Origin of the sequence: Klebsiella sp. 10, from assembly GCF_018223925.1 — a bacterium.
Taxonomy (GTDB): Bacteria; Pseudomonadota; Gammaproteobacteria; order Enterobacterales; family Enterobacteriaceae; genus Klebsiella; species Klebsiella pneumoniae.
The window spans coordinates 24,648-45,132 of record NZ_JAGRRB010000013.1 but is presented as its reverse complement, the minus strand read 5'-3'; the positions used below and the strand labels follow the sequence as shown (position 1 = coordinate 45,132).

Below are 20,485 nucleotides of genomic sequence, written 5' to 3'. Positions count from 1 at the left end.
GCCACAGGATGGCGAACCCTGGCAACCATGGGCTTAATTAGTTGTTCTACATCACAAAACGACGGGTATTTCTTCTGGTTATATCCATATGAAAAATACGGCATTGATAAGCATTTTCAATACCATTTAATTAACTATAATGGACAAACTGCTTACGCGGCGTTAACACTTGAGCCGCTCGACAATAATGGAGATGATTATGAGCTATACCCTGCCATCCCTGCCTTACGCTTACGATGCTCTGGAACCGCACTTCGACAAGCAGACGATGGAGATCCATCACACTAAACACCACCAGACCTACGTGAACAATGCCAACGCCGCGCTGGAAAGCCTGCCGGAGTTCGCTAACCTGTCCGCTGAAGAGCTGATTACCAAGCTGGATCAGCTGCCGGCTGACAAAAAAACCGTACTGCGTAACAACGCAGGCGGCCACGCGAACCACAGCCTGTTCTGGAAAGGCCTGAAAACCGGTACCACCCTGCAGGGCGACCTGAAAGCGGCTATCGAGCGCGATTTCGGTTCCGTGGAGAACTTCAAAGCGGAATTCGAAAAAGCCGCTGCTACCCGTTTCGGCTCCGGCTGGGCGTGGCTGGTCCTGAAAGGTGACAAACTGGCCGTTGTCTCCACCGCCAACCAGGATTCCCCGCTGATGGGCGAAGCCATTTCCGGCGCTTCCGGCTTCCCGATTATCGGCCTGGACGTCTGGGAACACGCTTACTACCTGAAATTCCAGAACCGCCGCCCGGACTACATCAAAGCCTTCTGGGACGTAGTGAACTGGGACGAAGCTGCAGCGCGTTTTGCCGCCAAAAAATAAGGTTGCATTGCGCTAAAAGAGAAGCGAGTCTGATGACTCGCTTTTTTTATATCTGTAGCAAGGAGAGCAGCCATGCATTATCCGGTGAATGTCTTTGTCGGCAAAATCAGGGACTACGTGGGCAGTCGCCCCAGCGCGATCGACAAAATCCAGGTCGACGGAGAATTGCAGCTCGGCGATCTCGGTCTCGATGGGGACCAGCAGGCGGAGAAGAAAATCCACGGCGGGCCGGACCGCGCGCTGTGTCATTATCCGCGCGAACACTATGCCGACTGGATCCGTGACTTCCCCCAGCAGGCCGAGCGGTTCTGCGCGCCGGCGTTCGGCGAAAACCTCTCCACCACCGGGCTTACCGAGCAAAACGTTTATATCGGCGATATCTTTCGCTGGGGCGAGGCGCTGATCCAGGTCACCCAGCCGCGATCGCCGTGCTTCAAGCTCAACTTTCATTTTGCGATCAATGATATGGCGCAGCTGATGCAAAACAGCGGAAAAACCGGCTGGCTGTACCGGGTGATTGCCGGAGGGCAAGTTTCCAGCGATGCGCCGCTCGAGCTGGTTTCCCGGCTGAGTGATGTCAGCGTTCATGAGGCCGGGGCGATTGCCTGGCAGATGCCGTTTGATGATGATCAGTACCACCGCTTACTGTCGGCAGCGGGCCTGTCTGTTAGCTGGAGCCGAACGATGCAGAAACGGCGTTTAAGCGGCAAGATAGAGGATAGTTCGCGGAGATTATGGGGGAAATAATCCCCCATATTAAGTATTCCCGGGGATGCTCCCGGCGCAGCGCCGCACAGCGCAGGCCGGGTCGGCGTCAGGTTCGTTTATACAGCGGCAGCCAGATTGTTAAACGCAGACCACCCAGCGGGCTGTCGTCGGCCTTCACCCAGCCGCGGTGCTGCTGAATAGCGGTTTCGACAATCGCCAGCCCCAGGCCGGTGCCGCCGGACTCGCGGTCGCGCGCCTCGTCGGTCCGGTAGAATGGCCGGAAAATCTGTTCGCGATCCTCCGGGCTGACTCCCGGGCCGTCGTCATCGACGTTAACCGTAATCCCGTCTTTATCCACCGAGAAGCTGACGGAAATTTTCGTATGCGAGTAGCGCAGGGCGTTGCGCACGATATTCTCCAGCGCGCTTTCCAGCGCATTGGGGTTACCGTACAGCGGCCATGGGCCCGGCGGATACTCAACGGTGAAAGATTTCCCCATCTGCTCGGCTTCAAACGCCGCATTGTCCAACACTTCGTTCCATAGCTGATTGGCTTTCACCGTCTCGCTGACCAGGGCGTTTTTCGCCTGATTGCGCGACATCACCAGCAGGTCGTTGATCATGCTGTCCAGCCGGTGCGCTTCGGTTTCGATACGCTCCAGCTCCTTGCTCTCTCCGCTGCGGCGGCGCAGCAGAGCGGTGCCCAGCTGCAGGCGCGTAAGCGGCGTGCGCAGCTCGTGCGAGATATCGGACAGTAGCCGCTGCTGGCTGGTCATCATCCGCTCCAGGGCCGTCACCATCTGGTTAAAACTGGCGCCAGCGGCTAAAAACTCCTGCGGCCCGGCTTCCAGCTCCGGATGCTGGCGCAGGTTGCCCTGGGCGACTTCATCGGCGGCATTTTTCAGCTTACGCGCCGGTTTCGCCAGGCTCCACGCCAGCCACAGCAGCAGCGGGGCGCTGACCAGCATCGTGACGATCAGCAGCAGCAGCGGCCGGTCAAACAGCAGGTTGATAAAGTCGGATTGTGAGGTGCTGGCGGGACGAATCAGATAGAGCTGATAGTTATCCTCCCCGTCCCGGACGGAAAACGGGCCCACCATTTCCAGGCGGCCATAGCGTTTTTTCTGCGGATGATCGGCGTTATCGGCCTGGCCGATAAAGTTACGAATGATCTGCATCTCGTTGCGTTCTGCGCCGATCACGCGGCCTTCGCTGGTCACCAGCAGCAGGCGTTGTCCCGGAGGCGCCCATTTATCGATGGCGCGAAACAAACGACGCCACCACATCAGGTCGTTTGGCGGATCGTTGGCCAGCTCGGCCTCGACGTGCTGCTCGATCATGATGCCCTGACGCTGCTCGCTTTCCAGCAGCTCGGTCATCTGCCGGGAATCCAGTTTGGGCAACATCAGCACCAGCATCAACACCAGCGCCAGCGTGAGCCAGAAGATGGCGAAGATGCGTGCAGTCAAACTTCCAATCATGAAGCGGAAACCATCAGATACCCGCGGCCACGCAGCGTTTTAAACCACGGATGGCCATCTTTGCGCTCCGGCAGCTTACGCCGCAGGTTGGAAATATGCATATCGATGGCGCGGTCGAACGGCGTCAGGCGCTTGCCTAACACTTCCTGGCTTAAATGCTCACGGGAGACTACCTGACCGAGATGCTGCGCTAACAGATAGAGCAGGGTGAACTCGGTGCCGGTGAGCTCCAGCGTCTGGCCATCGAAATTGGCTTCCTGACGGCCCGGATTGAGGCTTAAGGCATCCACTTCCAGGGTTGGTGAGCCGGCTTCGGTCGTCTGCTGCTGCTCGCTCCAGTGGGAACGGCGCAGAATCGCGCGTATACGGGCCACCAGCTCGCGATCGTTGAATGGCTTAGGCAAATAGTCATCCGCGCCCAGCTCGAGGCCGAGAACGCGATCCAGCTCGCTTCCGCGCGCTGTTAGCATGATAACCGGAGTCTGGTGTGTCTGACGCAGCTCTTTCAGCGTATCGATACCGTTTTTCTTCGGCATCATCACGTCGAGCAGCAATAAATCAACGCTGTCGTCCAGAAGGGCCAGCGCCTGTTCCCCATCATGGGCCACCAGCACGTTAAAACCTTCCATATCGAGCAGCTCTTTTAACAGGGAGGTGAGCTCCCGGTCATCATCAACTAACAGGATTTTATTCATTGTTTAAATACCTCCGAGGCAGAAATTACGTCATCAAGGCCCGCTAATCCATGACTTTACGTTGTTTTACACCCCCTGACGCATGTTTGCAGCCTGAATCGTAGACTGTCTCTCGTTGAATCGCGACACAAACGTTTTGGGAGTATGTGATGCGCAATGTTATCGCTGCCGTCATGGCCTCAACGCTGGCGCTAAGTGCATATAGCCAGGCCGCTGAAGTCGTTACCAGCGTTAACTGGCTCCCCGGAGACGAAGGGGGACAGCGCGGTAGCCAAAGCCATATGTTTGACGGCATAAGTTTAACCGAGCAGCAACGTCAGCAGTTACGGGATCTTATGCAACGGGCACGCCACGACAGGCTCCCCGTTAATGTTAGCGAAATGGAGACAATGCATCGCCTTGTCACCGCAGAAAATTTTGATGAAAACGCTGTGCGCGCTCAGGCAGAAAAGATGGCGCAGGAACAGGTTGCCCGCCAGGTCGAGATGGCTAAGGTTCGCAACCAGATGTACCACCTGCTTACGCCAGAGCAGCAAGCGGTTTTAAATGCTAAGCACCAGCAGCGTATGGATCAGTTGCGTGAGGTTGCAAGGATGCAGAAAGGCTCAGCGATGATGCTTTCGAGTAGTAGCAACACCCTGCAACCCCAGTAACAAACCCTGTTTTCCTTGCCATAGACACCATCCCTGTCTTCCCCCACATGATGTGGGGGTTTTTTTTGCCCTTTTTACGGTAAATCAACTCCTTCGCCTATCCCGTGAGCGTCACAAGTTCGGGTTATACTAAGCGCATTGCAGGAGAAGGAGCCTATATGAATCAATCTTATGGCCGGTTGGTGAGCCGCGCCGCTATTGCAGCGACGGCTATGGCCTCTGCGTTACTTTTGATCAAAATTTTTGCGTGGTGGTATACCGGTTCTGTCAGTATTCTGGCTGCGCTGGTGGATTCGCTGGTGGACATTGCCGCCTCGCTGACCAACCTGCTGGTGGTTCGCTATTCGCTACAGCCTGCTGATGAAGAACATACCTTTGGTCATGGCAAAGCGGAGTCGCTGGCGGCGCTGGCGCAAAGCATGTTTATCTCCGGCTCGGCGCTGTTCCTGTTTCTCACCGGCATTCAGCACCTGGTGCGTCCGGAGCCGCTGCAGGCCGCCGGCGTCGGGGTCGTCGTCACATTGATCGCCCTCGTTAGTACGCTGGCGCTGGTGACTTTCCAGCGCTGGGTGGTGCGAAAAACCCAGAGCCAGGCGGTGCGGGCGGATATGCTTCATTATCAGTCTGATGTTATGATGAACGGCGCCATTCTGGTGGCGCTGGGCCTCTCCTGGTACGGCTGGCATCGCGCCGACGCGTTGTTTGCCCTGGGGATTGGCATCTATATTTTATATAGCGCGCTGCGGATGGGCTATGAGGCGGTTCAGTCACTACTCGACCGCGCCTTGCCTGACGAGGAGCGTCAGGACATTATCACCATCGTGACCGCATGGCCCGGCATCCGCGGGGCGCACGATCTACGAACGCGGCAGTCAGGGCCGACCCGCTTTATTCAGATTCATTTGGAAATGGAAGATAACCTCCCGCTGGTGCAAGCCCACGTGATTGCAGACCAGGTGGAGCAGGCGATTCTGCGCCGTTTCCCGGGGTCCGATGTCATTATCCATCAGGATCCCAGCTCTGTGGTGCCAGCGGCGCAGCAGGGCTTTTTTGAGCGTTAGGTTATAGTCTGTAAACTCGATGTAAAAATGTGGGGCAGATCGGCATTTTTTGTATAAATTACCGCCGTTTGGTCTGACCTGAATCAATTCAGCTTGAGGCGTTTGATATACTATTGTCATTAGCGTCGTGCACTCCTGGTGAGGGAGCGCTTCAGGCAACAGAATTATTTTTTGCTTCCTAAGTTCAGAGGTAGTCATGATTAAGAAAATCGGTGTGTTGACAAGTGGCGGTGATGCGCCGGGCATGAACGCAGCAATTCGTGGCGTTGTGCGCGCGGCATTAACGGAAGGTCTGGAAGTTTTTGGAATCTATGACGGTTACCTCGGATTGTATGAAGACCGTATGGTTCAGCTCGACCGTTACAGCGTTTCCGACATGATCAACCGCGGCGGTACCTTCCTGGGCTCCGCTCGCTTCCCGGAATTCCGCGAAGAACACATCCGCGCTGTGGCTATCGAAAACATGAAGAAGCGCGGCCTGGACGCGCTGGTGGTTATCGGCGGTGACGGTTCCTATATGGGGGCGATGCGCCTGACCGAGATGGGCTTCCCATGCATCGGCCTGCCGGGCACCATCGACAACGATATCAAAGGCACTGACTACACCATCGGCTTCTTTACTGCCCTGAGCACCGTGGTGGAAGCGATTGACCGTTTGCGCGACACCTCCTCTTCGCACCAGCGTATCTCCGTGGTGGAAGTGATGGGCCGTTACTGTGGCGACCTGACCCTGGCGGCGGCGATTGCCGGCGGCTGTGAGTTCATCATGGTGCCTGAAGTGGAATATACCCGTGACGATCTGGTGGCAGAAATCAAAGCCGGTATCGCGAAAGGGAAAAAACACGCTATCGTGGCCATCACCGAGCACATGTGCGACGTTGACGAGCTGGCAAGCTACATCGAGAAAGAGACTGGCCGTGAAACTCGCGCCACCGTCCTCGGCCACATTCAGCGCGGCGGTTCCCCGGTTCCTTACGACCGCATCCTGGCTTCCCGCATGGGCGCCTATGCGATTGAGCTGCTGCTGCAGGGCCATGGCGGCCGTTGCGTCGGCATCCAGAACGAGAAGCTGGTGCACCACGACATCATCGATGCCATCGAGAACATGAAGCGTCCGTTCAAGAACGACTGGCTGGATTGCGCGAAGAAACTGTACTAAGTTACGCGCCGGATAAACAAAAGGCCTTCTCATGGAGAAGGCCTTTTTTATGGCGGAAGGTTTATTCGATATCCAGCGGGTCTTCCGACAGGATCATCCCGGTGTTATCGGCATACAGATGGTCGCCGGAGAAGAAAGTCACCCCGCCGAAATTGACGCGCACGTCGCTTTCGCCGATGCCTTCGCCAGCCGCGCCGACCGGAATAGCCGCCAGCGCCTGAATACCAATGTCCAGTTCCTCAAGGTCGTCAACCTGGCGCACCGCGCCATAGACCACCAACCCTTCCCATTCATTCTGGACGGCCAGACGCGCCAGGTCTGCGTCAATTAACGCGCGTCGTACTGAGCCGCCGCCGTCGATCAGGAGAATATGACCACGGCCATTCTGCTCGAGCAGATCGTAGAGCAACCCGTTATCCTCGAAACATTTAACCGTAATGATCTGTCCACCAAACGACGACCGTCCTCCAAAGTTAGAGAACAGCGGTTCCACGACGTTGACATCTTCCTGGTAGATGTCACAAAGCTCGGAAGTATCGTATTTCATAGGCTTAACGTTCAGTTGCTGCGAGAGTTTTTAGTATATCCCGCGAATCGCATTGTTGGCAAAATCATCAATTGTTAATTGATATTTGTCAGTTAAGCCATCAGCTTACTGGCAATAATTCCGATAACAAACAGCAGGTTGGTTAGTAAAGCCCCTTTGACCGTCTTTTCGAGCATTGGCCGCATCGCCAGCGGATCGGATTCGCGCAGGACGTAGCGCGCCTGTTTCACCAGCAGCGGCGTGGCGAGAATAAACAGCCAGCCCCAGGCTGAATGCAGCGCCAGCAGGTTAAACAGCGCCAGACACAGCAGGGCGCCGAGCAGCAGGCAGGCATGATAGCGGCGGGCATTGACCGGGCCCAGGCGCACGGCGAGGGTGTTCTTCCCGTTCTGCCGGTCGCTGTCGATATCGCGCAGATTATTGATGTTCAGCACGGCGGTCGCCAGCAGACCGCAGGCTGTCGCCGGCAGAAAAATGGCCGCTTCCACATTATGGGCTTGCAGATACCAGCTGCCGAGGACGCTCAGCCAGCCGAAGAAAACGAGTACTGAGATATCACCCAGACCAATATATCCATACGGACGGGTGCCCACCGTGTAGGTGATGGCGGCCACGATAGACAGGCCTCCCAGGGCGAGGAAGCCGATGAAATCGCCGACGCTCTGCCAGGCGGCGCACAGCAGCGCCAGACCAAACAGGCAGATGAGTACGACGGTGACGATCAGGGCGCGCTTCATCTGCTGGGGGGTAATCACCCCTTTCTGCATCCCGCGCAGCGGCCCGATGCGATCCGGTTTATCGCTCCCCTTAACCGCGTCGCCGTAGTCATTGGCGAGGTTGGAAAGAATTTGCAGCAAGCCGGCAGTGATCAGCGCCAGCAGGGCAACCCAGGGATCAAAATGGCCCTGCTCCCAGGCAAGGACGGTGCCAACAATAATCGCGGCAAATGCCAGCGGTAACGTTTTAGGACGCAGGCTTTCCAGCCACGCCTGTGAACGGCTGATATCAGTCATAGTTATTTTAGCCAATAAAAATGGGGGCGATAGCCCCCATCAACAGTGATGAAAATGCATTGCACCGGATTATAGGATAAAACGGCTCAGATCTTCATCTGCCACCAGAACATCCAGGTGTTTACTCACATATTCGGCATCGATAGTGACGGTCTGGCCGTTCATCTCGCTGGCATCATAGGAGATATCTTCCACCAGGCGCTCCAGCACGGTGTGCAGGCGACGCGCACCGATGTTCTCGGTGGTTTCGTTTACCTGCCATGCGGCCTGGGCGATGCGCTTGATGCCGTCTTCGGTGAATTCGATGTTCACCCCTTCGGTCGCCATCAGCGCCTTGTACTGCACGGTGATGGAGGCATTCGGCTCGGTCAGGATGCGCTCGAAGTCGTGGGTGGTCAGCGCCTTCAGCTCAACGCGGATCGGCAGACGCCCCTGCAGTTCCGGGATCAGATCGGATGGGCTGGCCACCTGGAATGCGCCGGAGGCGATAAACAGGATGTGGTCGGTCTTGACCATCCCATGTTTGGTGGAGACGGTGCAGCCTTCCACCAGCGGCAGCAGGTCGCGCTGTACGCCTTCGCGGGAGACGTCCGGGCCGGAGGTGTTGCCGCCGCGCTTACAGATTTTGTCAATTTCGTCGATAAAGACGATACCGTGCTGCTCTACAGCGTCGATGGCTTCCTGCTTCAGCTCTTCCGGATTGACTAGTTTGGCCGCTTCTTCTTCAATCAGCAGCTTCATCGCGTCTTTGATTTTCAGCTTACGCGGTTTCTGCTTCTGGCCGCCGAGGTTCTGGAACATAGACTGCAGCTGGCTGGTCATCTCTTCCATGCCCGGAGGGGACATGATTTCAACGCCCATCGGCGCCGCAGCGAGATCGATTTCAATCTCTTTATCGTCCAGCTGGCCTTCACGCAGTTTTTTACGGAACGCCTGGCGCGCTGCAGACGGTTCCTGCGACGGCTCAGTCTGGCCCCAGTTGTTCTTCGCCGGTGGGATCAGCACGTCAAGCACGCGCTCTTCCGCCAGCTCTTCCGCGCGGTAACGGTTCTTATCGATGGACTGCATGCGAACCATTTTGATCGCCGCATCGGTCAAATCGCGGATGATGGAGTCCACTTCTTTACCGACATAGCCCACTTCGGTGAACTTCGTCGCTTCAACTTTGATAAACGGCGCGTTAGCCAGTTTTGCCAGACGACGGGCGATTTCGGTTTTACCGACGCCGGTTGGGCCGATCATTAGAATGTTTTTCGGCGTGACTTCATGACGCAGCTCTTCGTTAAGCTGCATCCGACGCCAGCGGTTACGCAGGGCGATAGCAACAGAACGCTTGGCGGCGTCCTGACCGATAATGTGTTTGTCCAGTTCGCTGACAATTTCGCGTGGGGTCATTTCAGACATGGGAGATCCTTACGCTTTAGAAGGTAATTCTTCGATGGTGTGGAAATGGTTGGTGTAGATGCAGATATCACCTGCAATATCCAACGCTTTCTCGGCGATGTCGCGCGCGCCCATATCGGTATTTTCCAACAGCGCGCGGGCCGCGGCCTGGGCGTAAGGACCGCCGGAGCCGATAGCAATCAAATCGTTTTCCGGCTGTACCACGTCACCGTTACCGGTGATGATAAGCGACGCGTTTTCGTCCGCGACGGCCAGCAGCGCTTCCAGTTTGCGCAACATCCGGTCAGTTCGCCAGTCTTTGGCCAGCTCAACGGCGGCCTTCACCAGATGGCCCTGGTGCATTTCCAGTTTACGTTCAAACAGTTCGAACAGCGTGAAGGCGTCGGCGGTGCCGCCAGCGAAACCGGCAATCACTTTGTCGTTGTACAGACGACGCACTTTCTTCACATTGCCCTTCATCACGGTGTTGCCCAGCGTGGCCTGGCCATCACCGGCAATAACAACATGGCCGTTACGGCGAACACTTACAATTGTAGTCACGAGCAGACCCCTTGGTTGCAAAAGCGGAACAGGGGCCCCGCGCTGTCCGCGGGGCCGAATGCAATTATAGATGGGGGGGATTTTGAGGGTTTCAACCCCTGGCGGCGAGACGAATGCAGTTCGCGTGTCCAGCCATCTTCAGGCGGGTGATCATCTCGTTGGCGCTTTCTTTGCCTTTCAACGGGCCAATAACCACGCGGTTCCAGCCGTTGTTAGTGGTAATGTGCGAAGCAAACCCTTCGAAAGCCAGCTGAGCGCGGACGGTTTCGGCCTGCTCGGCGCCTTTAAAAGAGCCGCACTGGATCATCCAGCTACGATCGTCTTTCTTCTCGGCGGTGGTTTTCGGCGCTTCTTCCACCCGAGTTACCGGCGCCGCGGCCTGGGTACGCGGCTGCGTGGTATTGGTATGCGCTGGCGTCTGCAGCAGATCCTGGTACGGCTGCTGGTTTGACACGGTCTGCTTCGGCTGTTGCTGCTGAACCGGCTTCGGCTGCTGAACGCGCGGCGGCTGCTGTTGGACGGTCTGCGCCTGAGTCTGCGCCCACTGTTGCTGCTGCGCCTGCTGCTGTTGCTGCGCTAAACGCTGACGCTGAAGCGTCTGCTGGCGCTGCGCCGGCGTTTGTTCGTTCCACGGCACTTCGGTCAGCTGGGTCGGCTGCTGGCGCATATCGGCCTGCATCTGGGCGAGCAGCTGGCGCTGCTCGTCGGTCAGCTGTTCCGGTTTCATGACTTCGCCACCGGCGGTCGGTTCGGTCGGCGCGCGGACGCCAGGCTGGCGGCTTTCCAGCTCTTTAATATAGCGCCAGCGCTCTTCCGGTTTGGGCGGCAAGCCGTTGCCGGCGGCCTGGCGATTTTGCATCGCTTCCGCTTCTTCTTTCTTATGATGCGTAATGAAATAGAGGCCACCGATAAAGGCCACCAGCACAGCCGCCGCGATCGCCACCATCGCCGGTGAAATCGCCGGAAGGCTGCTTTGCTTATTCCTTGAGCTTCGGGTCGTGCTCTTTTTGCGCCGCGAAGAAGCCGGTTGGCTGCGGCGTACATAATCTCGTTGTGCCACTATCGTTTCGCTGTCTTATATTCGTTCGTCAGCCCGCCATGTTACTTAAGCGGCGGGCCTTTGACCAGAAGAGCAGGCCCGAAAGCCTGATGGTTATCGTCTGATTTTTTGCGTACTGCCGCGAACAATCAGTTCGCAATCGAGCAGACGCGAGCCGCTGTTCACGTTATGCCCCTGCATTTGCTCCAGTAATAGCAGCATTCCTTCACGGCCGATATCAAACCGTGGCTGTGAAACCGTGGTCAACGGCGGATCGCAAAATTCAGACAACGCGATGTTATCGAAGCCGACAATTGACAGGTCGTCCGGCACTTTCAGACCGCGACGTTTTGCCAGCGATAAGGCGCCCAGCGCCATCACATCGCTATGGCAAAAGACCGCCGTGGGCGGCACCGGCTGCGCCAGCAGCTGCTCCAGCGCATTGGCGCCGGCTTCGAAGGTAAAGTTGCCGCGAGCAATATAGTGCGGATCGACGGTGATACCGCTGCGGCGCAGCGCCTGCACATAACCCTGCAGGCGATAATGGCACAACGGCATATCTTCCGGGCCGGCGATACAGCCGATACGCTGATGTCCCAGCTCGTGGAGATAATTTACCGCGTTAAAGGCCGCCGTCAGGTTATCGATATGGACGGTGGGCAGCTCCAGCTCCGGCGCAAACTCATTCGACATGACCATTGGCGGCAAATTGCGCTGCTCTTCCACGCTGGCGTCAAACGGCAGGCGCGAGCTGAGCAGCACCATGCCGTCGATCTGCTTGGTGATGATAAGGTCGATAAAGGTTTTTTCTTTCTGATTCTGGTGGGCGCAATCGCCGATTAACACCAGATAGCCGTGCTCGGCGGCAGTGACTTCAATACCGCGGATCACTTCACTAAAGAAGGGATCGCAGATATCCGGGACGATCACGAGGATCGTCCGCGATTCGTTGCGCTTCATATTGCGTCCGAGCGACTGCGGTAAATAGCCGACTTCCAGCGCCGCCTGCTCGACCCGGTTACGGGTGGCTTGCGACACCTTATCAGGGTTCATCAACGCTCGGGACACGGTTGCCGTGGAAACGTTTGCCTTGAGGGCGACGTCTTTCATGGTGGCGGCAACCACTTGTTTTTTGGGCTTCACCTGGTTTCTCCTCGCTGAATGGCGCTGGCATTTCCCTTGGGCGCTAACTGCTGCATCATTTTTATCAGATAGTCGCGGCAGTGAGTTACAGAATTTTCATGAAAAACGTGATGCTTGTTAAATTTTTCGATCCGGCTCGCAAGAGAAGGCTTATCCTTCAATCGGATCGACATCCAGCACCCACTTCACTTTTCTCGCCTCCGGAAGCGTATTGATCAGCGCCAGCGTACCGCTAACGATATGTTGCAGACGCACCCGCGAAGGATGCTGCAGCAATATTTGCCAGCGCCAGCGGCCGCCGCGCTTTGGCGCCAGCGCCGGAACCGGACCGAGCACCCATAGCTTTTCGTCGGCCAGCGGGCTGGCCTGCAGCAGATTGCGCAGCTGTTGTAAAAACAGCGGCGCCTGCTGGTTGTTATGGTCTTCCGCACGAATCAGCACATGGCTGGTCCACGGCGGCAGCTGCATCGTCTGCCGCTCTGCCAGCGCCTGTTCGGCAAAGGCGTCGTAGCCTTTATACAGCAGGGTCTGCAGTAGAGGGTGTTCCGGATGGTGGGTTTGAAGAATGACCTCGCCCTGTTTTCCTGCCCGGCCCGCTCGTCCGGAGACCTGGGTATAAAGCTGAGCGAAACGCTCTGCGGAGCGGAAATCAGCGGAAAACAGCGCCCCGTCGACATCCAGTAGGGAGACGAGAGTGACGTCCGGGAAGTGGTGCCCTTTGGCCAGCATTTGGGTGCCAATCAGAATACGCGCCCCGCCGCGATGGACGGCGGCGAGATGCTCCTCCAGCGCTCCTTTGCGGCTGGTGGTATCGCGGTCGATACGCGAGATAGGCACCTCAGGGAACAGCGGCGCCAGGGCCTGCTCCAGCTGCTCGGTGCCGATCCCTACCGGCACCAGATGCGTGGAGCCGCAGGAAGGACACTGGCGCGGGATCGGGCGCTGGCTGTCGCAATGGTGGCAGCGCAGATGGTGCTGCGCCTGGTGCAACGTATAGTAACTGTCGCAGCGCGGGCATTCCGCTATCCAGCCGCAATCGTGGCACAGCAGCGCTGGCGCAAAGCCGCGGCGGTTAAGAAACAGGATCACCTGGTTATCCGCTTGCAGGTGCTGGCGCATACGGCTAATCAGCGCGGGAGACAGGCCCGCCTGCAGCGGTTGCCCTTTGAGATCGAGCACGTGCTGCTGGGCCGGGCGCGCATTGCCCGCGCGTTTGCTTAAGGTTAACTGGCGGTATTTACCCTGGCGGACGTTATGCAGAGTCTCCAGCGCCGGCGTCGCCGAGCCGAGAATTATCGGGATCTGCTCGCTGTGGGCGCGCCATACCGCCAGGTCGCGGGCATGGTAGCGCCAGCCTTCCTGCTGCTTGTAGGAGCTGTCATGCTCTTCGTCGATGACGATGACGCCGAGATCTTTAAATGGGGTAAACAGCGAGGAGCGGGTGCCGATCACAATGGCCGCTTCGCCATTTTTCGCCTTCAGCCAGGCCGAGAGACGTTCGCTGTCATTGAGCCCGGAGTGCAGCACTTCCACCGGCGCGTTAAAGCGCTGGCGAAATCGGGCGATGGTTTGCGGCGTCAGGCCGATCTCCGGCACCATCACCAGCGCCTGGCGCCCCTGCGCCAGCACATTCTCCAGCACGCTCAAATAGACTTCCGTTTTCCCGGAGCCGGTAATACCCGCCAGCAGCCAGGCGGAGAAACGATCGGCGGCGCTGTGGATCGCCCCGACGGCGGTGGCCTGCTCGGTATTCAGGCGCAGGCGTTCGCCGGCAACCGAATACGCGCTGCGCCAGTCGGTGAGGGCGGGCGCTTCGCAGGCCAGTTCCGCCAGCCCTTTGCCGCGCAGCGCCTGCAGCGCCGCTTCATTGAATTCCAGTTCGCCAACCTGATGACGCCAGATTTTGCCCTGGCGCAGCGCCGCCAGCGCCTGCTGCTGCTTCCGGGAGCGTTTCAGACCGTTAAGGTCGACAACCTGCCCCTGCTCGGTGGCGAACCAGTACCACAGCGGCGTGGCGCTGGCGGGTTTGCCCTGGCGCAGCATAACGGGTAATGCATGGAACAGCACATCGCCGATCGGGTGATGGTAATACTCAGCCGCCCACATCAGCAGTCGCCAGACAGTCGTGGAGAAGACCGGCTCGTCGTCCAGCGCTTCGGCGACCGGTTTTAGCTCATCCAGCGGCAGTTCGCTGCGCTCGCTCACCGCCGCGACAATGCCGATCCGCTCCTGTTTGCCGAACGGCACCCGCACCCGACAGCCCGCTTTGACCGCCATGCCTTCAGGCAGCAGGTAGTCAAAAGTGCGCGGTAGCGGAACGGGTAGGGCAACGTGGGCGACGGACATGTCATCTTCCTGACTTGAAATCTGGCGGGATAGTATACACATTACGATAAGGCGGCGCGGATCAGTTTGCATATGCTGGTCAAATTCTGTATGATTCGCCGCCTTTGATGCGCTTTATATCGCATTGAAGATTGACCATTACCGCGTGCTTCACGCTGTCAGCAGCGTAGAAGGCGACGGGAAATTACTAATATCGCGTGGTGTCTGGCGTTAGGGCTGGAAGAGCGACGCGGCCTTAACTGAGGTTCTCCCATGAAAAAAGGTATTCACCCAAATTACGACGAAATTACTGCTACCTGTTCTTGCGGTAATGTCATGAAAATCCGCTCCACCGTTGGTCACGACCTGAACCTCGACGTGTGCGGCAAATGCCACCCGTTCTTCACCGGCAAACAGCGTGATGTTGCTACCGGTGGCCGTGTTGACCGCTTCAACAAGCGCTTCAGCATCCCGGGCAGCAAGTAAGTTGCCAGAAGAAGCCGCCTCAGGGCGGCTTTTTTGTCTCTCCCGCCTGCCTGGGCGGGAAAGAAAAAAGGGCGGAAGATTATTCCGCCCTTTTTATCGTCTCAGTATTCCCACGTATCCGGGTCGATTCCCAGTTCACGCATAATCGCTTTCGCCGCTTCCGGGATCTCATCGCTGCGCTCTTTACGCAGGTCTTCATCGTTAGGCAACGGTTGTCCGGTAAAGGCATGCAGAAACGCTTCGCACAGCAGCTCGCTGTTGGTCGCGTGACGCAGGTTATTCACCTGACGACGCGTGCGTTCATCGGTGAGGATTTTTAACACCTTCAGAGGAATGGAAACCGTAATTTTCTTTACTTGTTCACTCTTCTTACCGTGCTCAGCGTATGGGCTGATATATTCGCCGCTCCATTCAGCCATGAGATACCTTAATCCTCTGTTTATTAGTGAAGGGCCAGAATATTCCGCCCGGGCTATAATTGCGCGTAGTTTACCGTATGCGCGGGCTTTCTGACATGAGATAAGCCGCCGACGACGTGCGCTAATGCATATAATTTTAACGGCTATTTGCACTTTGCTCAATCTATACGCAAAGAAGTTTAGATGTCCAGATGTATTGACGTCTATTGTGACAATGATTACTCTGGAGCCTGACTTTTCACCGATTCAGCCCAGGAACTTCCCAACATGACGCGTAAACAGGCCACCATCGCAGTGCGTAGCGGTTTAAATGACGACGAGCAGTACGGTTGCGTTGTCCCGCCGATTCACCTCTCCAGTACCTATAACTTCACCGGCTTTAATGAACCGCGCGCCCACGACTACTCCCGTCGTGGCAATCCGACGCGCGATGTGGTGCAGCGCGCCTTAGCGGAGCTGGAGGGCGGCGCCGGCGCGGTGCTGACCAATACCGGAATGTCGGCGATCCTGCTGGTGACGACGGTGTTCCTTAAACCGGGCGATCTGCTGGTGGCGCCGCACGACTGCTACGGCGGCAGCTACCGTCTGTTCGACAGCCTGGCGAAGCGCGGCTGCTATCGCGTCCAGTTTGTCGATCAAAGCGATGAGCAGGCGCTGCGGGCGGCGCTGGCGGAAAAACCGAAGCTGGTGTTGGTGGAAAGCCCAAGTAATCCATTGCTGCGGGTGGTGGATATTGCGAAAATCTGTGGTCTGGCGCGTGAGGCCGGGGCAATTAGCGTGGTGGACAACACCTTCCTGAGCCCGGCGTTGCAAAACCCGCTGGCGCTGGGCACCGATCTGGTGCTGCATTCCTGTACCAAATACCTCAATGGTCACTCCGATGTGGTGGCCGGGGTGGTGATTGCCAAAGATCCAACAACTGTCACCGAACTGGCATGGTGGGCGAATAATATTGGCGTCACCGGCAGCGCCTTCGACAGCTATCTGCTGTTGCGCGGGCTGCGGACGCTGTCTCCACGGATGGAAGTGGCGCAGCGAAATGCCCTGGCGATCGTTGAGTATCTGAAAACCCAGCCGCTGGTGAAAAAGCTGTATCATCCATCGCTGCCGGAAAACCAGGGGCATGAAATTGCGGCGCGTCAGCAAAAAGGTTTTGGCGCAATGTTAAGCTTCGAGCTTGACGGTGACGAGCAGACGCTGCGCCGTTTTCTGAGCGGGCTGTCGCTGTTTACACTGGCGGAATCGCTGGGGGGCGTTGAAAGCCTGATTTCCCATGCGGCAACGATGACGCATGCCGGCATGGCGCCTGAAGCGCGTGCCGCCGCCGGAATTTCAGAAACGCTCCTGCGTATATCGACCGGTATTGAAGATGGTGAAGATTTAATTGCCGACCTGGAAAATGGCTTCCGGGCAGCAAACGAGGAATAAAGATGAGTGTGATTGCGCAGGCAGGGGCGAAGGGTCGTCAGCTGCACAAATTTGGTGGGAGTAGTTTAGCGGATGCGAAATGTTACCTGCGCGTCGCGGGGATCATGAAGGAGTATTCGCAGGCGGGGGATATGATGGTCGTCTCCGCCGCTGGCAGCACCACCAACCAGCTGATCAGCTGGCTTAAGCTTAGCCAGAGCGATCGCCTTGCTGCGCATCAGGTTCAGCAGTCGCTTCGCCGCTATCACACCGAGCTGATTGGCGGTCTGCTGGAGCCTGCGGCGGCGGATACGTTGATAGCCGCCTTTATCCACGACCTTGAGCGTCTGGCTGGTCTGCTGGACGGCGGGGTTTCCGAAGCGGTCTATGCGGAAGTAGTCGGCCATGGGGAAGTGTGGTCCGCGCGCCTGATGGCGGCGGTTCTCAATCAGCTGGGTATGGAAGCCGCCTGGCTGGACGCGCGCGCGTTCCTGCGCGCGGAACGCGCCGCGCAGCCGCAGGTGGATGAAGGATTATCCTATCCGCTGCTGCAGCAGCTGATGGCGCAGCATCCTAACAAACGTCTGGTGGTGACCGGCTTTATCTCCCGTAACCAGGCCGGCGAAACCGTCCTGCTGGGCCGTAACGGGTCTGACTACTCTGCCACCCAGATCGGCGCGCTGGCGGGCGCCTCCCGGGTCACTATCTGGAGCGACGTTGCCGGGGTGTACAGCGCGGATCCGCGCAAGGTGAAAGACGCCTGCCTGCTGCCGCTGCTGCGTCTGGACGAAGCCAGCGAGCTGGCGCGCCTGGCCGCGCCGGTGCTCCATGCCCGCACGCTACAGCCGGTTTCCGCCAGTGATATCGATCTGCAGTTACGCTGCAGCTACACGCCGGAACAGGGTTCCACGCGCATTGAGCGCGTGCTGGCCTCCGGTACCGGCGCACGGATTGTCACCAGCCATGACGACGTCTGCCTGGTGGAGTTCCAGGTGCCGGCCGGTCACGATTTCAAACTGGCGCATAAAGAGCTGGACGCTCTGCTCAAACGCGCCCAGCTGCGCCCGTTAGCCGTTGGCGTCCATGCCGACCGTAAGCTGCTGCAGTTCTGCTATACCTCCGAGGTGGCTGACAGCGCGCTGAAATTGCTCGATGAAGCCGGTCTGCCGGGCGAGCTGCGTCTGCGTCAGAAGCTGGCGCTGGTGGCGATGGTGGGCGCGGGAGTCACCCGTAACCCGCTGCACTGCCACCGTTTCTGGCAGCAGCTCAAAGGGCAGCCGGTGGAGTTCACCTGGCAGTCTGAAGAGGGGATCAGCCTGGTGGCGGTGCTACGCGCCGGGCCGACGGAAAGCCTGATCCAGGGGCTGCATCAGTCCTTGTTTCGCGCCGAAAAGCGTATTGGCCTGATGCTGTTCGGCAAAGGGAACATTGGTTCCCGCTGGCTGGAGCTTTTCGCCCGTGAACAAACTACGCTCTCGGCGCGTACCGGTTTCGAGTTTATTCTCGCCGGCGTAGTCGACAGTAAACGCAGCCTGCTGAATTACGACGGGCTGGATGCCAGCCGGGCGCTGGCTTTCTTCAACGATGAAGCGGTGGAGCAGGATGAAGAGTCGCTGTTCCTGTGGATGCGCGCGCACCCGTATGATGATTTAGTGGTGCTGGACGTCACCGCCAGCGAACAGCTGGCCGACCAGTATCTTGATTTTGCCAGCCATGGCTTCCACGTCATTAGCGCCAACAAGCTGGCGGGCGCCAGCAGCAGTGATAAATATCGTCAGATCCACGACGCGTTTGAGAAGACGGGGCGCCACTGGTTGTATAACGCCACCGTGGGCGCCGGCTTGCCGGTGAACCATACGGTGCGCGACCTGATCGACAGCGGCGATACTATTCTCGGCCTGAGCGGTATCTTCTCGGGAACGCTCTCCTGGCTGTTCCTGCAGTTCGATGGCACCGTGCCGTTCACCGACCTGGTGGATCAGGCGTGGCAGCAGGGGCTGACCGAGCCGGATCCGCGCGTCGATCTGTCCGGTAAGGATGTGATGCGTAAGCTGGTGATCCTCGCGCGGGAAGCGGGCTATGACATCGAACCGGATCAGGTGCGTGTGGAATCACTGGTGCCGGCGCACTGTGAAGAGGGGTCGGTCGATCACTTCTTTGAGAATGGCGAAGAGCTGAACGAGCAGATGCTGCAGCGTCTGGAAGCGGCCCGCGAGATGGGGCTGGTGCTCCGCTACGTGGCGCGCTTTGATGCCAACGGCAAAGCACGCGTCGGTGTGGAAGCGGTACGCGAAGAGCACCCGCTGGCGGCACTGCTGCCGTGCGATAACGTGTTTGCCATCGAAAGCCGCTGGTATCGCGATAACCCGCTGGTGATCCGCGGGCCCGGCGCCGGGCGCGATGTGACCGCCGGGGCGATCCAGTCGGATATTAACCGCCTGGCGCAGCTGCTGTAAGCGTCGCGTTATACTCTTGAACCAGTGAGGCCACTATTTGCGTTACGCGCCCTGCGGAATACAGGGCGCTCTGCGCAAACGCGGGTCTGTTTTTCAGCCATATTGTAAACCGTCGGCTGGCCGCAAGGTCTGGTAGAAAGGCGTTCTCTTCTACAGTGCCGGCAAGCCGGCAGACCATTTTCTGATTCTCTTCCTGCGTCCAACGCTGCCATGAATTTTGCCACCAGCCATGATGGGTTTTCCCCTGTAGCTGCCACGGAGCCGGGCTGGCTGGGTTCCTTATCTCTTCTTCCACATACCATAGATCGCCTTGCCGCTGACGAAAAAGCGGCGCCCAGGCAACGATCGCCGCGCCGCGTAAAAAGCATTCATGCGCAATAACGTGCGTTTTCACCTCTGGAAACCGCTGGCTGAGCAGTTTGAAATGACCGTGCGCGGCGATAACCGGGCGCAATATATTGCCGCGGGCATGGCGCTTTTGCATTGCGCTGCCGTACTGGATTTCATCGAACTGACTGCGTTGTAAAAAGCGCATTTCAGTGAGAGAAATACGTTGAATAATATCGTCAGTCTCCTCCCTGTCGGCTTGTCCGCCGCGCCAGTGATAGCGTAATGATTCGCCTACCGCGAAAGGAGTGAAATTAGAGGTAAGATGAATAACATTACCGCGCACGGCATCAAAGCTTAATAAAAAATAGAGCTTTTGCCCGGCGGCATTACCCTGGAATGGCGCTATCAACGGTACGCTGCAAATACGTCGTGGGGCTTCAATTGGGGCGATGTGTGGGAATTTTGGCGTCCAGACCTTTTTACAGTGGCGGCACTGAAGGCGTTGCGTACCCTGCGGATTGCGGCCGTAGCGAATAATATCCCGCTGATAGCATACCGGGCAAAAATAGCCGTAGCGGCGGGCATGATCCGTCAGATAAGCCGCCAGCCAGGGGCAGAATTCCCGTTCGTTAAACAGGGGGGGATAGCTGCCGCAGGCTGCGCAGTAGAGCGCCGGGTAGCCCAGCCGAAAATTCGGGAAATGATACTCAGCCGCAGACGGTAAACCTAAATTGCGGCAGCCAAAAGTTTTACAGGCGTTAATGGTAAAGAGAGTATCCACTGGCAGGTCAATACCAACG

19 protein-coding genes are annotated in these 20,485 nt (G+C 57.7%); 8 read left to right on the top strand and 11 right to left on the bottom strand.

Annotated features, from left to right (window positions below):
• The first annotated feature begins 199 nt into the window (after nt 1–199).
• Nucleotides 200–820 (top strand): superoxide dismutase [Mn], encoded by a 621-nt coding sequence (gene sodA / locus KHQ26_RS15515; protein WP_002882894.1) that lies wholly within the window; start codon nt 200–202, stop codon nt 818–820.
• A gap of 72 nt (nt 821–892) precedes the next feature.
• Nucleotides 893–1,567 carry a 6-hydroxyaminopurine reductase gene (gene yiiM, locus KHQ26_RS15510; RefSeq protein ID WP_004187194.1) on the top strand — a complete coding sequence of 225 codons (675 nt, stop codon included), beginning with the start codon at nt 893–895 and terminating at the stop codon, nt 1,565–1,567.
• A 67-nt stretch (nt 1,568–1,634) separates the two neighbouring features.
• Here the strand turns inward: yiiM and cpxA are convergent, their stop codons facing one another.
• Nucleotides 1,635–3,008 (bottom strand): envelope stress sensor histidine kinase CpxA, encoded by a 1,374-nt coding sequence (gene cpxA / locus KHQ26_RS15505; protein WP_002882898.1) that lies wholly within the window; start codon nt 3,006–3,008, stop codon nt 1,635–1,637.
• Nucleotides 3,005–3,703 (bottom strand): envelope stress response regulator transcription factor CpxR, encoded by a 699-nt coding sequence (gene cpxR / locus KHQ26_RS15500; protein ID WP_002882901.1) that lies wholly within the window; start codon nt 3,701–3,703, stop codon nt 3,005–3,007. Before cpxR ends, cpxA begins: the two co-directional genes overlap by 4 nt.
• Before the next feature lie 149 nt (nt 3,704–3,852).
• Between cpxR and cpxP the strand changes: the two genes are divergently transcribed.
• The 3 genes from cpxP (at nt 3,853) to pfkA (ending at nt 6,576) form a co-directional block, all read left to right on the top strand.
• On the top strand, nt 3,853–4,356 hold the full coding sequence (cpxP, locus tag KHQ26_RS15495) for a cell-envelope stress modulator CpxP (RefSeq protein WP_004178004.1): 504 nt from the start codon (nt 3,853–3,855) through the stop codon (nt 4,354–4,356).
• 158 nt (nt 4,357–4,514) lie between these two features.
• The gene (fieF, locus tag KHQ26_RS15490) at nt 4,515–5,417 is read left to right on the top strand and encodes a CDF family cation-efflux transporter FieF (RefSeq protein ID WP_002882907.1); all 903 of its coding nucleotides are present in this window, start codon (nt 4,515–4,517) and stop codon (nt 5,415–5,417) included.
• A gap of 196 nt (nt 5,418–5,613) precedes the next feature.
• Complete coding sequence (gene pfkA / locus KHQ26_RS15485) at nt 5,614–6,576, top strand: 6-phosphofructokinase (protein WP_002882911.1); 963 nt, start codon at nt 5,614–5,616, stop codon at nt 6,574–6,576.
• Nucleotides 6,577–6,637: 61 nt separating this feature from the next.
• Here the strand turns inward: pfkA and rraA are convergent, their stop codons facing one another.
• The 7 genes from rraA to priA form a co-directional block, all read right to left on the bottom strand.
• Nucleotides 6,638–7,123, bottom strand: a complete 486-nt coding sequence (gene rraA, locus KHQ26_RS15480; protein WP_002882913.1) for a ribonuclease E activity regulator RraA — start codon at nt 7,121–7,123, stop codon at nt 6,638–6,640.
• A 92-nt stretch (nt 7,124–7,215) separates the two neighbouring features.
• Nucleotides 7,216–8,136 (bottom strand): 1,4-dihydroxy-2-naphthoate polyprenyltransferase, encoded by a 921-nt coding sequence (gene menA, locus KHQ26_RS15475; RefSeq protein WP_002882914.1) that lies wholly within the window; start codon nt 8,134–8,136, stop codon nt 7,216–7,218.
• Between the two features lie 69 nt (nt 8,137–8,205).
• Nucleotides 8,206–9,540, bottom strand: a complete 1,335-nt coding sequence (gene hslU / locus KHQ26_RS15470; RefSeq protein ID WP_002882917.1) for an HslU--HslV peptidase ATPase subunit — start codon at nt 9,538–9,540, stop codon at nt 8,206–8,208.
• Between the two features lie 9 nt (nt 9,541–9,549).
• A complete protein-coding gene (gene hslV / locus KHQ26_RS15465) occupies nt 9,550–10,080 on the bottom strand; it encodes an ATP-dependent protease subunit HslV (RefSeq protein WP_002882918.1) in 531 nt (176 codons plus the stop codon).
• Between the two features lie 91 nt (nt 10,081–10,171).
• Entirely contained in the window at nt 10,172–11,140 is a 969-nt protein-coding gene (gene ftsN, locus KHQ26_RS15460; protein ID WP_071526720.1) for a cell division protein FtsN, read from the bottom strand.
• Between the two features lie 93 nt (nt 11,141–11,233).
• Nucleotides 11,234–12,262, bottom strand: coding sequence for a DNA-binding transcriptional regulator CytR (gene cytR, locus KHQ26_RS15455; protein WP_002882921.1), 1,029 nt, complete (start codon nt 12,260–12,262; stop codon nt 11,234–11,236).
• Nucleotides 12,263–12,412: 150 nt separating this feature from the next.
• Nucleotides 12,413–14,608, bottom strand: a complete 2,196-nt coding sequence (gene priA / locus KHQ26_RS15450; protein ID WP_004177997.1) for a primosomal protein N' — start codon at nt 14,606–14,608, stop codon at nt 12,413–12,415.
• 252 nt (nt 14,609–14,860) lie between these two features.
• Between priA and rpmE the strand changes: the two genes are divergently transcribed.
• On the top strand, nt 14,861–15,073 hold the full coding sequence (gene rpmE, locus KHQ26_RS15445; protein ID WP_002882922.1) for a 50S ribosomal protein L31: 213 nt from the start codon (nt 14,861–14,863) through the stop codon (nt 15,071–15,073).
• A gap of 101 nt (nt 15,074–15,174) precedes the next feature.
• On the opposite strand, the gene metJ is transcribed toward rpmE, so the two are convergent.
• A complete protein-coding gene (gene metJ, locus KHQ26_RS15440) occupies nt 15,175–15,492 on the bottom strand; it encodes a met regulon transcriptional regulator MetJ (protein WP_002882924.1) in 318 nt (105 codons plus the stop codon).
• Between the two features lie 267 nt (nt 15,493–15,759).
• Here metJ and metB point away from each other — a divergent pair, with 267 nt between their 5' ends.
• Nucleotides 15,760–16,920 carry a cystathionine gamma-synthase gene (metB, locus tag KHQ26_RS15435; protein ID WP_049123784.1) on the top strand — a complete coding sequence of 387 codons (1,161 nt, stop codon included), beginning with the start codon at nt 15,760–15,762 and terminating at the stop codon, nt 16,918–16,920.
• 2 nt (nt 16,921–16,922) lie between these two features.
• A complete protein-coding gene (locus KHQ26_RS15430) occupies nt 16,923–19,355 on the top strand; it encodes a bifunctional aspartate kinase/homoserine dehydrogenase II (RefSeq protein ID WP_002882944.1) in 2,433 nt (810 codons plus the stop codon).
• On the opposite strand, the gene KHQ26_RS15425 is transcribed toward KHQ26_RS15430, so the two are convergent.
• Nucleotides 19,330–20,466, bottom strand: a complete 1,137-nt coding sequence (locus tag KHQ26_RS15425; RefSeq protein WP_020804539.1) for an IS1 family transposase — start codon at nt 20,464–20,466, stop codon at nt 19,330–19,332. The two genes, KHQ26_RS15430 and KHQ26_RS15425, sit on opposite strands and share 26 nt — an antisense overlap.
• Nucleotides 20,467–20,485: the final 19 nt, after the last annotated feature.